The sequence below is a fragment of the Enterobacter cloacae complex sp. IR5458 genome, from assembly GCF_049238025.1.
Classification (GTDB): domain Bacteria; phylum Pseudomonadota; class Gammaproteobacteria; order Enterobacterales; family Enterobacteriaceae; genus Enterobacter; species Enterobacter kobei.
Genome location: NZ_JBMKIF010000002.1, coordinates 277,483 through 292,322 on the forward strand (window position 1 = coordinate 277,483; position 14,840 = coordinate 292,322).

Here is a 14,840-nt window from a genome sequence, read left to right on the forward strand (position 1 = left end):
ACAGGGGTTGTCATCAAACTCACTGCGCGGTTGGTTTCAGCAGGCTGGCGCCTGAGGGTTTATGCCCGGCCAGGTGCTGATGCTGGAAGATGCACATGCGGATGGTATTGCGGTATTCACCGTTGATAAAGAACTCGTGAATCAGCTCGCCTTCCACCATAAAGCCCAGCTTGCGGTAGATATGGATCGCTTTCTCGTTCTCTTTGTCCACAATCAGGTACAGCTTGTAAAGATTCAGAACGTTGAATCCGTAATCCATCGCCAGCTTCGCCGCGCGTGAGGCCAGGCCTTTCCCCTGGTGCTCAGGCGAAATGATGATCTGGAACTCTGCCCGACGGTGAACGTGGTTGATTTCAACCAGCTCCACCAGCCCGGCTTTTTCGCCGCCACACTCCACCACAAAACGACGTTCACTTTGATCGTGAATGTGTTTGTCGTACAGATCCGACAGCTCGACAAAGGCCTCGTAAGGCTCTTCGAACCAGTAGCGCATCACGCTGGCGTTGTTGTCGAGCTGATGGACAAAGCGCAGGTCTTCACGCTCCAGCGGACGGAGCTTAACGTCACACGAAGCCGACATTATGGGGCTACCGTACGGCCAGTGCGGCGGTCCAGGCAGCGCAGGGTGTTAGGCTCCCAGTAGGCATTGACGTTTGCACTTTGCTGACACTTATCGCGTGCGTCAAAAGCGACATCTTCTTTATCCCACTCTTTTTCAGCACGTTTGTTGACCTTCTGACGAAGGCTACGGGTGTCATTCCATTGTTCTTTGTCCATGGCGGCGTTCTGGCGGCTTTGCGCGCTGTCACCAGACTCAATAATGAGTTTGCTGGTTTCGGCTGTCGCAGAGGCGGCAAAAGCGAACGATGACAGCGCCAGCAGGGCTGTCAGACAAAGGCGTTTGCTTAATGTTGTCATAGCGTTTCCTTTTAAATGGGTGCAGATAATCAAGTAACCCCTTACAGATTCTACACCAAAGAGAAAAGACGGCATACCCGCAGCGCAGGTATGGAAAAGTTAACGCCATCATCGGGTATGATGTTTAAATAAATCCTCACCTGAAGTGAAATATGCTCAAAACCACGCTGCTTTTTTTTGCCACTGCGCTCTGCGAAATCATCGGTTGCTTCCTGCCCTGGCTCTGGCTGAAGAAGGGAGGTAGCGCATTATTGCTGATCCCGGCGGGCGTCGCGCTTGCTCTTTTTGTCTGGCTGTTAACGCTGCATCCGGCGGCAAGTGGGCGCGTCTACGCGGCCTACGGCGGTGTATATGTCTGTACCGCGCTGCTGTGGTTACGCGTGGTGGACGGCGTCAGGCTTAGCGCCTATGACTGGGCCGGCGCGCTAATTGCTCTGTGCGGGATGCTAATTATCGTGGCGGGATGGGGGCGGGCCTGAGCCCCCGGTTTTGTGATCGCTCGCTGATTTCATGATCATTATACTTGTATGGTAGTATTGCAATTGAGTAAATTTCCGGCATCACAACGAACGATGTAAGGAAAGGAACTATGAAGATTGTCGCGGCTGACGTATTTGTTACCTGCCCGGGGCGGAACTTTGTCACCCTTAAAATCACCACCGATGACGGGATTGTCGGCCTCGGTGACGCTACGCTGAACGGACGCGAGATCTCCGTCGCTTCGTACCTGAAGGATCACCTTTGCCCGCAGTTAATTGGCCGCGACGCGCACCGTATCGAAGATATCTGGCAATTCTTCTATAAAGGCGCCTACTGGCGTCGCGGACCGGTCACCATGTCGGCCATCTCCGCCGTTGATATGGCGCTCTGGGACATCAAAGCCAAAGCGGCCAATATGCCGCTCTACCAGCTGCTGGGCGGCGCCTCCCGTGAAGGCGTGATGGTCTACTGCCACACGACCGGTCACACCATTGACGACGTGCTGGAAGATTACGCGCGTCATAAAGAGATGGGCTTCAAGGCGATCCGCGTGCAGTGCGGTGTGCCGGGTATGAAAACCACCTACGGCATGTCGAAAGGAAAAGGGCTGGCCTACGAGCCTGCCACCAAAGGCGACTGGCCGGAAGAGCAGCTCTGGTCGACCGAGAAATACCTCGATTTCACACCCAAACTGTTCGACGCGGTGCGCAGTAAATTTGGCTTCAATGAACACCTCCTGCACGATATGCACCACCGTCTGACGCCCATTGAGGCGGCGCGCTTCGGTAAGAGCATCGAAGACTTCCGCATGTTCTGGATGGAAGATCCCACGCCTGCCGAAAACCAGGCCTGCTTCCGTCTTATTCGCCAGCACACCGTCACGCCCATTGCGGTGGGCGAGGTGTTTAACAGCATCTGGGACTGCAAGCAGCTTATCGAAGAGCAGCTTATCGACTATATCCGCACCACAATCACGCATGCGGGCGGCATCACCGGCATGCGTCGCATCGCTGACTTTGCGTCGCTCTACCAGGTACGTACCGGTTCGCACGGCCCGTCGGATCTGTCGCCGGTGTGTCATGCCGCCGCGCTGCATTTTGACCTGTGGGTACCGAACTTTGGCGTGCAGGAATATATGGGCTATTCCGAACAAATGCTCGACGTCTTCCCGCACAGCTGGCGCTTTGATAACGGCTATATGCACCCGGGTGACAAGCCAGGGCTGGGCATTGAGTTTGACGAGAAGCTGGCGGCGAAATACCCGTACGATCCGGCGTACCTGCCGGTGGCACGTCTTGAAGACGGTACGCTGTGGAACTGGTAAACGAGGAGCGAACGATGAAAAGCATAGTCATTCAACAGCCGAACCAGCTGGTCATTGAAGCGCGTCCACGCCCGCAGCCAGGCGCAGGCGAAGTGCGCGTCAAAATCACACTCGCCGGGATCTGCGGTTCGGACAGCCACATCTACCGCGGCCATAACCCGTTTGCGAAGTATCCGCGCGTGATTGGCCACGAGTTTTTTGGCGTGATCGATGCCGTTGGCGAGGGCGTGGATCCGTCCCGGTCAGGAGAACGCGTGTCGGTTGACCCGGTGATTAGCTGCGGACACTGCTACCCGTGCTCCGTCGGAAAACCAAACGTCTGCACCTCGCTGGTGGTGCTGGGCGTTCACCGCGACGGCGGTTTCAGCGAATATACAACGGTACCCGCAAAAAATGCTTGGCGCATCCCGGATGCGATCCCGGATAAACACGCCGTCATGGTTGAGCCATTTACCATTGCCGCCAACGTGACGGGGCAGGCCAACCCTGGTGAACAGGACGTGGCGCTGATCTACGGCGCAGGCCCGATGGGGCTGGTAACCGTGCAGGCGCTGAAGGGCGTCTATAAGGTGAAACAGGTGATTGTGGTTGACCGCATAGACGAACGCCTGGCAATGGCCCAGCGCAGCGGCGCGGACTGGGTCTTTAATAACGGCGAGCAGTCGTTGCAGGCCGCGCTGGACGAAAAAGGCATCAAACCGACGTTAATCATCGATGCCGCCTGTCATCCGTCCATTTTACAGGAAGCGATAACCCTGGCCTCGCCGGCGGCGCGCATCGTGCTGATGGGCTTCTCCAGCGAACCGAGCCAGATTGTTCAGCAGGGCATCACCGGCAAAGAGCTGGCGATTTTCTCCTCGCGCCTGAACGCCAATAAATTCCCGGTCGTCATCGACTGGCTGACAAAAGGACTGATCGACCCGGAAAAACTGATCACCCATACCTTTGACTATCACCATGTAACAGACGCCATTGAAGTGTTTGAGAAAGACCAGAGGCAGTGCTGCAAGGTCCTGCTCACGTTCAACCCAGTATAATTCACGCGGTGAAGAGCCCGCGAAGACGGGCTCTATGTGGTACGCATCTTACCTTTCAGAGATAGCCATTATGACGCAAGCACAACCTCAAAGAACCACCTCCGATCTGGTGAAAGCCGCCGTTTCAGGCTGGCTGGGCACCGCGCTGGAGTTCATGGATTTCCAGCTCTACTCGCTGGGGGCCGCCCTGGTATTTCATGAAATCTTCTTCCCGGAACAGTCCGCTGCGATGGCACTGATCCTGGCGATGGGAACCTACGGCGCAGGCTATATCGCGCGTATCGTCGGCGCCTTTATTTTTGGTCGCATGGGCGACAGCATTGGCCGTAAAAAGGTACTGTTTATCACCATCACCATGATGGGGATCTGCACCACGCTGATTGGCGTGCTGCCCACCTATGCACAGATCGGGATTTTCGCGCCCGTACTGCTGGTGACGCTGCGCATCATTCAGGGACTCGGGGCAGGGGCAGAGATCTCCGGGGCCGGGACCATGCTGGCGGAGTACGCACCGAAAGGTAAACGCGGCATCATCTCCTCGCTGGTGGCGATGGGGACTAACTGCGGGACGCTGAGCGCGACCGCTATCTGGGCCGTTATGTTCTTTGCCCTCGACCGCGAACAGCTGCTCGCCTGGGGCTGGCGCGTGCCGTTCCTCGCCAGCGTCGTGGTGATGATCTTTGCCATCTGGCTGCGTATGAACCTCAAGGAAAGCCCGGTCTTTGAGAAAGTGAACGATGCTCAAACCGCGCAGCCGGACACATCGTTAGGTGCCATGGTGAAAAGTAAATCTTTCTGGCTGGCGACCGGTCTGCGTTTCGGTCAGGCGGGCAATTCGGGTCTGATTCAGACGTTTCTGGCCGGTTATCTGGTCCAGACGTTGCTGTTCGATAAAGCCATTCCCACCGACGCGCTGATGATAAGCTCCATTCTTGGGTTTATCTCTATCCCGCTGCTGGGCTGGCTGTCCGATAAAGTGGGACGCCGTCTGCCGTACATTATCCTTAATATTTCCGCCATTATTCTGGCGTACCCGATGCTGTCGATCATCGTCGATAAAAGCTATGCGCCGGGAACCATTATGCTCTCCATCATCGTTATCCATAATTTCGCGGTACTGGGGCTGTTTGCGCTGGAAAATATCACCATGGCGGAGATGTTTGGCTCGCGAAATCGCTTTACCCGGATGGCTATCTCCAAAGAGGCGGGCGGTCTGGTGGCAGTGGGGTTTGGTCCGGTGCTGGCGGGGATCTTCTGTAACATGACCGGTTCCTGGTGGCCGATTGTGGCCATGCTGGTGGCTTACTCTGTGATTGGTCTGGTCTCGGCCTGCCTGATGCCCGAAGTGCGGGATCGTGATTTGAGCGCAGCGGAAGATGCTGCGGAGGCCACGCCAAAAGAGCCTGTGGCCTACGGCACGGTATCGTCACGGCGGTAATGGTACACAGCCTGCGTGACTTGTCACACAACTTTGTCTTTGTGTCACACCACCTGAACAAAAGTTAATATAAATCAAAATCTCAAATGGCAGTATCAGTATGGTGGATGGCAGAGATTTTTTACCCCAACTGCCATTCTAGTTGGTGTAGTCAGCAGACGCTGCCGCTTTATAACAAGCGGCAGCGATCCACAGCTTTCTAATTAACGAGTCTTAATCATGGAAAACACGTTATTACAGGCCAAAGCGACGCTGCCTCAGTACAATCGCGACAGCCTTAAAGCACGCATTGTTCATTTAGGATTTGGCGCCTTTCACCGCGCGCATCAGGCGGTGTATGCCGACCTCCTCGCGACTGATTATGGCAGCGACTGGGGCTACTGTGAGGTCAACCTGATTGGCGGCGAGCAGCAAATTGCCGACCTGAAGGCGCAGGATAACCTCTATACCGTAGCGGAGATGTCCGCCGATGCGTGGACATCCCGCGTGGTGGGCGTGGTCAAAAAGGCCCTGCATGCGCAGGTTGACGGGCTGGAGACCGTACTGGCAGCGATGTGCGAACCGCAGGTGGCGATTGTTTCACTGACCATTACTGAGAAGGGCTACTGTCACTCTCCCGCAACCGGGCAACTGATGCTCGATCATCCATTCATCGCCGCCGACCTGCAAAACCCGCATCAGCCGACGTCCGCACCGGGTGTGGTGGTGGAAGCGCTGGCGCGTCGCAAAGCGGCGGGGTTACCGGCCTTTAGCGTGATGTCCTGCGACAACATGCCGGAAAACGGTCATGTGATGCGCAACGTAACCTGCTCCTATGCCCGGGCGGTAGACGGCGAGCTGGCGGACTGGATCGAGGCTAACGTCACGTTCCCGTCAACCATGGTGGATCGCATCGTACCTGCGGTCACGCCTGATACGCTGGATAAAATCGAACAGCTCACTGGCGTGCGTGATCCGGCGGGCGTGGCCTGTGAACCCTTCCGCCAGTGGGTGATAGAAGATAACTTTGTGGCGGGGCGTCCTGCGTGGGAAAAAGCCGGGGCCGAGCTGGTATCAGACGTCATTCCGTTTGAAGAGATGAAGCTGCGCATGCTTAACGGCAGCCACTCCTTCCTGGCTTACCTGGGGTATCTGGCCGGTTATCAGCATATCAACGACTGCATGGAAGATGAGAATTACCGCGTTGCGGCTCACGCGCTGATGCTCCACGAGCAGGCGCCGACCCTGAAGGTGAAAGGCGTCGATTTAGGACATTACGCCGATCTGCTGATTGCCCGCTACAGCAACCCGGCTCTGCGTCATCGCACCTGGCAAATCGCGATGGACGGCAGCCAGAAGCTCCCGCAACGCATGTTAGATTCCGTGCGCTGGCATCTGGTGCATCAGAAACCTTTCCCCCTGCTGGCGCTGGGCGTGGCGGGCTGGATGCGCTATGTCGGCGGAGTGGATGAGCAGGGTAATGCCATCGAGGTGAGCGATCCGCAGCTGGCGGTGATTCAGGCGGCAGTGAAGGGAAGTGCTGAAGGGGAAAGCCGCGTGCGTGCGCTGCTCGGCATTGAGTCTATCTTTGGCAAAGAATTACCGCGTGAGACGGTCTTTGTTGATGCGGTGATGACCGCGTACCGGTCTTTGGTGCAAAAGGGCGCGAAAGCTACCGTAGCGCAGTACGCGTCTCAACGGTAATTCAGTACATGCCGCCGTGCGCGGCGGCATGTCAGCGCACAACTTAGTGCATACCCAGACGAATCAGCTCAATCGGCTCGAACTTACCTTCGCATCCTTCCACTTCCACCGTTTTGCTGCGGCGCACCTGCGCGGCATCCAGCCCGTCGCTGTGGATCGCTTTAATCACGCCAGTTTTGCCTGTGCCGCTAATCATCACGCGGCTGCCAGTGGTAATTGCATTGCGGTTACGGTCGTATGTCATCATGGTATTTTCTCCTCTCTAACTTATCCGTTACGGCGGTATTTCAGGTTTCACCGTTCACGGGGCATATAAATACGCCTGTCTGCAAGTGATGTTTTTGTTTTTGATCAAAGTCACACTTTTTTTCTTAATGACATGAGGTGCTGACGGTTCGCGACAGCAATTTACAAAGCAGACCGTTATTTTCATTTATTGATAGTTTCAACATGGAAGCGTTTAGGATTGGTTTATATTCCTGCTGCCATTCTGGGTACAGGAAATAACCCTTTCATCGGAATAAGGAGTCAGGCTTATGTATAAGAACATTTTGATGCCTGTAGATGTGTTTGAAATGGATTTGAGCGACAAAGCGGTTCGCCACGCGGCAAACCTTGCAAAGGCAGAGGGGGCATCAATTACCCTGGTCAACATTCTGCCTGCCAGCAGTCGGTCTCTGCTGCGCGGGTTCAATGCCGATATCAAAAAGTTTGAAGAGTATATGACCGCGGAATCCGCGAAGAAAATGAACGAATTAAAAAGACTGTTCGATATTGCCCCAGAGAATATTCACAGCATGGTTCGTTTTGGCAACGTTCGCGATGAAATTATCAAGCTGAGCAAGGAGGGGAAATACGATGCGATTGTCATCGGGTCGAAAAACCCGAGCATCACCACCCATCTGCTGGGATCGAATGCGGAATCCATTCTGCGCTACGCCACGATTCCGGTGTTAGTCGTTCGCTAAACCCAACGCCGCGCCCAACAGGGTGCGGCGAATATTACTCCTCGCTAAACCACTCGCTGTTTTCCTGACGAATAAGCTGCACGGATTCGCTGATTTCCTGCAAATGCAGCGTCATCGCTTTTTCCACGCCGTCCGGGTCGCGTTTTTCCAGCGCGCTGAAAATATCGTGATGCTGTCTGAGCAGCATTTCCGGCGGGGAGACGTGATCGAGGCTCATATAACGCACGCGGTCGATGGTGGCCTTGATGTTCTCAATGGTATCCCAGGCCAACTGACAATCCGCTATTTGTGCCAGTTTCTGGTGGAATTCATCATCGAGCTGGAAGAAATCGTTGAGCTGCTTACGGTCGATCGCTATACGCTGCTGATGCAGGTTCTGCTCCAGGAGGTAACACTGGTTATCATTGATAAGCGTTGCCGCCCGGCGGGCGACCGCGCATTCAATGGCCTGACGAACGAAACAGCCGTTACGCACCTGAGAAAGTGAAATTTTGTTTACGTAGCTGCCGCGCTGCGGGCGGATCTGAATCAGGCCGTTTTCAGCAAGCTTAATGAACGCTTCACGCACCGGCTGACGGGAGACGTCAAAACGCACCGAGACCTCTTTTTCAGAAAGCGGCGTTCCCGGCGGAATCAGGCAATGGACAATATCACGTCGCAAAATGCGATAGATTTGCTGGTTTACGGGCTGGGTGGGATTGAGTTGCGATTCAGCGGCCATGAGTTGTCATTTCTCAGAGAGTTAGCCTGAACATACTACCATTCTTTTCGAACCCGAAACAGACCCGGCCCGCAGGCCGGGTGGGGCTTATTTAGCCACGATGGACGTTAAGTCCGGCAAAACTCTGGGTGACTGGCATCATTTCTACGGTATTGATGTTGACGTGCTTAGGCAGCGTCGCCACCCACCAGACCGCTTCAGTGACATCTTCCGGCGTCAGCGCGTTAGCATTTTCGTAGGTTTTATCCGCTTTCGCATCGTCACCCTTGAAGCGCACGTTGGAGAATTCGGTGCCGCCCACCAGACCCGGCTCGATATCGGTAACGCGAATGGCGGTGCCGTGCAGATCGGTGCGCAGGTTCAGGCTGAACTGACGGACAAACGCTTTGGTCGCACCATAGACGTTGCCGCCCGCGTAAGGCCAGCTCCCGGCGGTAGAACCAATATTGATAATGTGACCGCGATTACGCTCAACCATGCCCGGCAACACCGCGCGAGTCATATAGACCAGCCCTTTGTTGTTGGTGTCGATCATGTTTTCCCAGTCTTCAACGCTGGCTTTGTGCGCGGGCTCCATGCCCAGCGCCAGTCCGGCGTTGTTGACCAGCAGATCAATCGCGCGCCACTCGGCAGGCAGGTTAGCAATCATCTCTTCAATGGCTGCGCGGTTGCGCACGTCCAGCTGTGCGGTCAGGATGCTGTCACCTAATTCGTCTTTCAGCTCCTGCAGGCGCTCCTGACGACGGCCCGTTGCAATCACCTTGTGCCCGTTGGCGACGAAGCGACGCGTGATGCATTCACCAAAACCCGCCGTTGCCCCGGTAACTAAAATAATCATCTCACTGTTCCTCAACGCTTTTTGTGTTGTACTAACATAGCACGGCCGCAGAGGGTGCGTTAAGGCAACATTTGTATGACAGCATTGCAGGTGATGGCGGCCTGGCCTACTCTGGGAAGATATCCGTTCTGAGGAGTGAAAGATGACGGCCACGAATCCTTTTTTTGAAATCAGTCTGTTGCCTTACCAGGCACCCCATTTTGATCAGATTAACGACAGTCACTATCGTCCGGCGTTCGATGAAGCGCTGCGTCAGAAGCGGGCGGACATTGATGCGATTGTCTCGCAAACCGCCGCGCCAGACTTCAATAATACCGTGCTGGCGCTGGAGAAAAGCGGCGTTATGCTCTCGCGCGTCAGCAGCGTCTTTTTCGCCATGACCTCTGCGCATACCAATCCGTACCTGCAAGAGTTAGAGGAGCAGTTTTCCACTGAACTTGCCGCGCTGTCGAATGACATCTGGCTGAATGACACACTTTTCGCCCGCGTTGAGAGCGTCTGGCAAGATCGCGGTGCGCTGGATGCCGAGTCCCGTCGGCTGGTCGAGGAGACGTACCAGCGGTTTATTCTGGCCGGTGCGCGTCTGAATGAGACAGAAAAAGCCGAGCTGAAGGCGCTGAACACCGAGGCAGCCTCCCTGACCAGCCAGTTTAACCAGCGTCTGCTTTCCGCCGATAAAGCGGGTGGGCTGGTGGTGGATTATGCGCATCAGCTTGAGGGGCTCAGTGCAGAAGAGATCGCCGCCGCCGCGCAGGCGGCCGCGGAAAAAGGGCTTAACGACCGCTGGCTGATCTCGCTGCTGAATACGACTCAACAACCTGCGCTCTCTGCGCTGCGCAATCGGCAGACGCGTGAAAACCTGTTCAACGCAGGCTGGACGCGTACCCAGAAAGGGGATGAAAACGATACCCGCACGCTGATCCTGCGTCTGACGGCGCTCCGTGCGCGTCAGGCTCGCCTGCTGGGCTTTGAGGATTACGCCAGCTGGAGTATTGCCGACCAGATGGCGAAAACCCCCGACGCCGCGCTGGCTTTTATGCGCGGCATTGTGCCTGCCGCCCGTGCCCGTGCGGAGCGCGAACAGGCCGATATTCAGAAAGTGATTGATGACGAGCAGGGCGGTTTCACCGTGCAGGCCTGGGACTGGGCCTTTTATGCCGAGCGCGTGCGCCAGGCGAAATATGCGCTTGATGAGTCGCAGATCCGGCCCTACTTTGCGCTCAATACCGTGTTGCATGACGGCGTCTTCTGGGCGGCCAGCCAGCTGTTCGGTATCCGCTTCGTGGAACGCTTCGATATTCCGGTTTATCATCCGGACGTTCGCGTATGGGAAATTTTCGACCATACCGGTGAAGGGATGGCGCTGTTTTACGGCGACTTCTTTGCCCGCGATTCCAAGCAGGGCGGAGCCTGGATGGGCAATTTCGTCGAACAATCTTTTGAGTTTTCTGCCCGCCCGGTTATCTACAATGTCTGTAACTACCCAAAACCGGGTAACGGGGGCACCGCGTTACTCTCCTGGGACGACGTAATTACCCTGTTCCACGAGTTTGGGCATACCCTGCACGGTCTGTTTGCCCGCCAGCGCTTCGCCACGCTGTCCGGTACCAATACGCCGCGTGATTTCGTTGAATTCCCGTCGCAGATCAATGAACACTGGGCCAGCCATCCTCAGGTATTTACCCGCTACGCCCGTCACTATGAAACCGGTGAACCGATGCCGGACGCGCTGCGGGAAAGCATGCTCAACGCGACCCATTTCAACAAGGGTTATGACATGACGGAGCTGCTGGGTGCGGCATTGCTGGACATGAACTGGCACGCCATCAGTGAAGCCGTATCTGACGTCGAAGCCTTTGAAACGGCTGCGTTGAAAAAAGAGGGGCTGGACCTGCCCGCGGTACCCCCGCGTTATCGCAGCAGCTATTTTGCCCATATCTTCGGCGGTGGCTATGCGGCGGGGTATTACGCCTACCTGTGGACGCAAATGCTGGCAGACGATGGCTATCAGTGGTTTGTCGAGCAGGGCGGGTTGACGCGTGAAAACGGACAGAAATTCCGCGAGGCGATTTTGTCGCGCGGGAACAGCACTGATTTAGGTGAACTTTACCGGAGCTGGCGCGGGCACGATCCGAGGATTGAACCGATGCTGGAGAATCGTGGGTTAAGTGAATAGTGTCCATTTGGGCTGAAAAAAAGAACCGGGCGTGAAGCCCGGTTTTTTATACCCTTTAATCAGCGATATTTTAGCATGCTTTTGAAAGATAACGGGTGAAATTGAACGCGCCGATAAAAGGATTTTTTATTAATAGGGACAAAGCGCTACATTCGAGAACTGTTAATAATTTGATCTGGGTTGTAAGAAATAAAATCTTCTTTCAAATGTCTTTTTTAATTCTAAATTTTTGCCCTTTTATGCCGATAAATGAGGATAACAAAAAAATCGACGTTATAGCAGTTAAGAAGGCGAAAGATGACCCTACCTCTGACCACTCCTGGCTTTACGGATGCTGAGCATTCTAAGAGGCTGATAAATAAAACCTTTACCTATGTTGTAACGTTGCTGATCGCTATTTTTGCGGCGGCAATAATTTCTTTGTTGATAATAAAAAATAATGTTAATGAAATCAGCGATTCGCATGATGATTTCTTACTAAGAAAAGCGTTAGATACCCGACAGGAGAGCATCCGTAGCCATTTGAAAGACTATGCCGAGTGGGGGGATGCCTACAAACATCTTCATCAGAATGTTGACATGCACTGGGCATGGGATAAGCAGAATCTTGGCAAGTCTCTGTATGATAACTTTGGCTATGAGGGGGTGTTTGTTCTCTCTCCGGAAGGCGCCACGCGCTACAGCGTGATTTCAGGGAAACGGATACCTGAAGATCTGGAGCGTTGGTTGGGTCAATCCACAAAAGACCGTTTACTCAGTGAACTGAGCAAAAAAAAGGGGGTGCCGGTGTCCATGCTAACGCTTATCGACGGCATACCGGCCATTGTTTCTGCTGAATGGATAACAACGGGTGATGATTCGAGTGTGCAACCGTTACCGGGCAGGCCTTCAGTCATGGTGTTTGTCGACAAATTAACGGCTAAAAAACTCCTTGCGATTGGGCATGATGCCGCCATCAAAAATGTTCGCATTTCACCCAATGAAGTGAATAATCAGACGTCATTGACCATAAGCACGCCAAATGGTGATGTGCATATTTTATGGGACAGTGAAAATCCTGGCCAGGCGCTGATCGTTTATTTCCTGCCATTACTCATTCTTTCCGTACTGCTGACAATATCGATGACGATGATCCTTATGCGTCATATTATGCACAAGGCGAGAATTCATGACGAAAATGCCTTTCTCCTTGAGCAGGCACGATTGAATCTTATCACCAGTGAAAAACGATTCAGGGATGTCAGTGAAACAACCAGCGATTGGTTCTGGGAAACTGACTTATCGTTAAAGATTACATGGCTATCAGGTCGTTTCTCCACGGTAACGGGATATGAACATAGTCAATGGATCGGCCGCAGGCTGGATGAGCTCTTTCCGTCGACAAGTCACTTACTTCATGATCGTGTCCGCCACCGGGAATTAACTGGACGCTTCGAATTTAAGAATTGCCCTTATATTAACTATCAGCAATCCACGTCCTACTGCACGCTTCTGGCTAAATTTTCTTCTCAGCCTGATGGTTCGGTGGTTTTACGGGGCGCGGCAACAGATGTCTCTCTGGAAGTGGAAGCAACTAAACGTGTGGAATTTCTGTCACGGCATGATGAATTAACGGGGCTTCCAAACCGGTATCATATTAAGGAGTTTCTGGCGGGCCGGTTAGCGAATGAAGGCGTCAATAATTATCCCTTTGCTATGATTTGCCTGGATCTGGACAAGTTCAAACCCGTCAATGACATTTTTGGGCATTCCACCGGTGACGCTCTGCTTGGGGAAGTCGCCTTACGTCTTAAAAGCTGTATTCGGAGCGGTGATTTTGTTGCACGACAGGGCGGGGATGAATTTATGCTGCTCCTCGGTAACACCAGCCAGACAGACCAGATTGAAGAGGTGTGCCAGCGCATCGTGTCAGAACTCAACCGTCCTTTCACCATTGATGGCAATGATGTGACAATAGGGGTAAGCATGGGGATTGCACTGGCCCCACAAGACGGCAACAGCGCAAACGATCTTCTGCGCTATGCTGACATTGCGCTTTACCAGGCAAAACAATCCGGGAGAAACCGATGGGTCTATTATCGCCAGGATATGTCGGAAAAGCTGACCGAACGCAGAAAACTCGAACTGGAGCTGAAGACCGCCATTCGCGAAGACCAACTCTATCTGGTTTATCAACCGCGTTATAACCTCCGATATTCGAAAACAGATGCCGTCGAAGCGCTGGTCCGGTGGCAACACCCGGATCGAGGAACCATGATGCCCGATCAGTTTATCCCGTTGGCTGAAGAAACAGGGCTGATTATTAGCCTCAGCAACTGGGTCATTCGTAAAGCGTGTACGGAGGCCAAAGATCAATTGCCGGGGTTATCGGTATCAGTCAACATTTCGGCTATTGAATTCCAGGCGAGCGATCTGGCTGAAAGAGTAAAAGAAATTCTTCACGAAACGGGACTTGAACCCACCAGGCTGGAAATAGAAGTGACTGAAAATGTCACGCTTTCCGATCCAGAAAAAACGTTGCACACCATGAAGGCCCTCAAAAAAATGGGCGTACGGATTCTGATCGATGATTTCGGTACCGGCTATGCCTCTCTGAGCTATCTTCGAAAGTTCCAGTTTGATGGGCTAAAGCTCGATAAAAGCTTTATTTTTACCTTAGCGGATTCGCCACAGAACCAATCGGTAGTCGAGAAGATAATCGATTTGGGTAAAGCCTATTCCATGGAAGTGACCGCTGAAGGAGTGGAGACCAGCGAACAGCTGGCTTTTCTTAAAAAAAATAAGTGTGATGAAGTTCAGGGGTATTTACTTGGAAAACCCGCCGCCATTGCCGATCTCAATTTAAACGCCAGCGTGGTGAATACATAAACGCGTTTTAGCATTTTCCGCGCGCCCTGGGACAGGGAAGTGTCAGCAAAAAAACCGGGCTCTTCGCCCGGTTTTTTATCTTACGACCAGCACAGGGCATTTTGCGTGGCGCACCACTGCCGCCGCATTTGAACCTAACAGATACGTTGATATGTCAGGCTTATGGGAGGCGATGATGATCAGGTCGGCGCCGATCGTGTCCGCGAGTTTAAGGATCTGATCTTTTGGCGATCCCGTAACGGCGTGCGTCTGCACCTTTTCTGGCGGAATTTTAAATTGCTTAACGATTTCATCCAGTTTTTCTAAAGCCGCATGCTGGAACTCTTTTAGCTGATGTAGCCCCCTGAAACACCAGACAGTAGCTGTATCTCCAGATAAGAGATAGGCTT

At 53.7% G+C, this 14,840-nt stretch carries 14 protein-coding genes; 8 read left to right on the forward strand and 6 right to left on the reverse strand.

Going from position 1 to position 14,840, the window contains the following annotated elements:
- Nucleotides 1-19: 19 nt before the first annotated feature.
- Both speG and ACOTYN_RS02820 read right to left on the reverse strand, forming a co-directional pair.
- Nucleotides 20-580 (reverse strand): spermidine N1-acetyltransferase, encoded by a 561-nt coding sequence (gene speG / locus ACOTYN_RS02815; RefSeq protein WP_014883673.1) that lies wholly within the window; start codon nt 578-580, stop codon nt 20-22.
- Entirely contained in the window at nt 580-918 is a 339-nt protein-coding gene (locus ACOTYN_RS02820; protein ID WP_008502414.1) for a DUF1283 family protein, read from the reverse strand. The genes speG and ACOTYN_RS02820 overlap by 1 nt, the downstream gene beginning before the upstream one ends.
- Before the next feature lie 152 nt (nt 919-1,070).
- Between ACOTYN_RS02820 and ACOTYN_RS02825 the strand changes: the two genes are divergently transcribed.
- The 5 genes from ACOTYN_RS02825 to ACOTYN_RS02845 all read left to right on the forward strand — a co-directional run bounded on the left by ACOTYN_RS02825 (nt 1,071) and on the right by ACOTYN_RS02845 (nt 6,880).
- Entirely contained in the window at nt 1,071-1,397 is a 327-nt protein-coding gene (locus tag ACOTYN_RS02825) for a YnfA family protein (RefSeq protein WP_023330304.1), read from the forward strand.
- Between the two features lie 110 nt (nt 1,398-1,507).
- Nucleotides 1,508-2,722: a starvation-sensing protein RspA gene (gene rspA, locus ACOTYN_RS02830; RefSeq protein ID WP_071922267.1), complete on the forward strand. Its 1,215-nt coding sequence runs from the start codon at nt 1,508-1,510 to the stop codon at nt 2,720-2,722.
- 14 nt (nt 2,723-2,736) lie between these two features.
- Complete coding sequence (locus ACOTYN_RS02835) at nt 2,737-3,759, forward strand: Zn-dependent oxidoreductase (protein WP_071922266.1); 1,023 nt, start codon at nt 2,737-2,739, stop codon at nt 3,757-3,759.
- 70 nt (nt 3,760-3,829) lie between these two features.
- Nucleotides 3,830-5,197 carry an MFS transporter gene (locus ACOTYN_RS02840; RefSeq protein ID WP_014883677.1) on the forward strand — a complete coding sequence of 456 codons (1,368 nt, stop codon included), beginning with the start codon at nt 3,830-3,832 and terminating at the stop codon, nt 5,195-5,197.
- A gap of 219 nt (nt 5,198-5,416) precedes the next feature.
- Nucleotides 5,417-6,880: a mannitol dehydrogenase family protein gene (locus tag ACOTYN_RS02845; protein ID WP_047344082.1), complete on the forward strand. Its 1,464-nt coding sequence runs from the start codon at nt 5,417-5,419 to the stop codon at nt 6,878-6,880.
- A gap of 43 nt (nt 6,881-6,923) precedes the next feature.
- On the opposite strand, the gene ydfZ is transcribed toward ACOTYN_RS02845, so the two are convergent.
- On the reverse strand, nt 6,924-7,127 hold the full coding sequence (gene ydfZ / locus ACOTYN_RS02850) for a putative selenium delivery protein YdfZ (protein ID WP_014883679.1): 204 nt from the start codon (nt 7,125-7,127) through the stop codon (nt 6,924-6,926).
- 289 nt (nt 7,128-7,416) lie between these two features.
- Between ydfZ and ACOTYN_RS02855 the strand changes: the two genes are divergently transcribed.
- A complete protein-coding gene (locus ACOTYN_RS02855; protein ID WP_047344081.1) occupies nt 7,417-7,848 on the forward strand; it encodes a universal stress protein in 432 nt (143 codons plus the stop codon).
- A gap of 34 nt (nt 7,849-7,882) precedes the next feature.
- On the opposite strand, the gene ACOTYN_RS02860 is transcribed toward ACOTYN_RS02855, so the two are convergent.
- Nucleotides 7,883-8,569, reverse strand: coding sequence for a GntR family transcriptional regulator (locus ACOTYN_RS02860; RefSeq protein ID WP_014883681.1), 687 nt, complete (start codon nt 8,567-8,569; stop codon nt 7,883-7,885).
- 91 nt (nt 8,570-8,660) lie between these two features.
- Complete coding sequence (ydfG, locus tag ACOTYN_RS02865) at nt 8,661-9,407, reverse strand: bifunctional NADP-dependent 3-hydroxy acid dehydrogenase/3-hydroxypropionate dehydrogenase YdfG (protein WP_014883682.1); 747 nt, start codon at nt 9,405-9,407, stop codon at nt 8,661-8,663.
- Between the two features lie 142 nt (nt 9,408-9,549).
- Between ydfG and dcp the strand changes: the two genes are divergently transcribed.
- A complete protein-coding gene (dcp, locus tag ACOTYN_RS02870; RefSeq protein WP_047344080.1) occupies nt 9,550-11,583 on the forward strand; it encodes a peptidyl-dipeptidase Dcp in 2,034 nt (677 codons plus the stop codon).
- A 297-nt stretch (nt 11,584-11,880) separates the two neighbouring features.
- Nucleotides 11,881-14,451, forward strand: a complete 2,571-nt coding sequence (locus tag ACOTYN_RS02875; protein WP_052955135.1) for a bifunctional diguanylate cyclase/phosphodiesterase — start codon at nt 11,881-11,883, stop codon at nt 14,449-14,451.
- Nucleotides 14,452-14,526: 75 nt separating this feature from the next.
- Here ACOTYN_RS02875 and ACOTYN_RS02880 read toward each other — a convergent pair.
- A partial coding sequence (locus ACOTYN_RS02880; RefSeq protein ID WP_421634452.1) for a universal stress protein occupies nt 14,527-14,840 on the reverse strand: 314 nt, incomplete at its 5' end.

What these genes read in the sequence shown, in the direction of transcription:
- speG (WP_014883673.1), bottom strand. Translation starts at nt 580, where the DNA reads ATGTCGGCTTCGTGTGACGTTAAGCTCCGTCCGCTGGAGCGTGAAGAC.
- ACOTYN_RS02820 (WP_008502414.1), bottom strand. Translation starts at nt 918, where the DNA reads ATGACAACATTAAGCAAACGCCTTTGTCTGACAGCCCTGCTGGCGCTG.
- ACOTYN_RS02825 (WP_023330304.1), top strand. Translation starts at nt 1,071, where the DNA reads ATGCTCAAAACCACGCTGCTTTTTTTTGCCACTGCGCTCTGCGAAATC.
- rspA (WP_071922267.1), top strand. Translation starts at nt 1,508, where the DNA reads ATGAAGATTGTCGCGGCTGACGTATTTGTTACCTGCCCGGGGCGGAAC.
- ACOTYN_RS02835 (WP_071922266.1), top strand. Translation starts at nt 2,737, where the DNA reads ATGAAAAGCATAGTCATTCAACAGCCGAACCAGCTGGTCATTGAAGCG.
- ACOTYN_RS02840 (WP_014883677.1), top strand. Translation starts at nt 3,830, where the DNA reads ATGACGCAAGCACAACCTCAAAGAACCACCTCCGATCTGGTGAAAGCC.
- ACOTYN_RS02845 (WP_047344082.1), top strand. Translation starts at nt 5,417, where the DNA reads ATGGAAAACACGTTATTACAGGCCAAAGCGACGCTGCCTCAGTACAAT.
- ydfZ (WP_014883679.1), bottom strand. Translation starts at nt 7,127, where the DNA reads ATGATGACATACGACCGTAACCGCAATGCAATTACCACTGGCAGCCGC.
- ACOTYN_RS02855 (WP_047344081.1), top strand. Translation starts at nt 7,417, where the DNA reads ATGTATAAGAACATTTTGATGCCTGTAGATGTGTTTGAAATGGATTTG.
- ACOTYN_RS02860 (WP_014883681.1), bottom strand. Translation starts at nt 8,569, where the DNA reads ATGGCCGCTGAATCGCAACTCAATCCCACCCAGCCCGTAAACCAGCAA.
- ydfG (WP_014883682.1), bottom strand. Translation starts at nt 9,407, where the DNA reads ATGATTATTTTAGTTACCGGGGCAACGGCGGGTTTTGGTGAATGCATC.
- dcp (WP_047344080.1), top strand. Translation starts at nt 9,550, where the DNA reads ATGACGGCCACGAATCCTTTTTTTGAAATCAGTCTGTTGCCTTACCAG.
- ACOTYN_RS02875 (WP_052955135.1), top strand. Translation starts at nt 11,881, where the DNA reads ATGACCCTACCTCTGACCACTCCTGGCTTTACGGATGCTGAGCATTCT.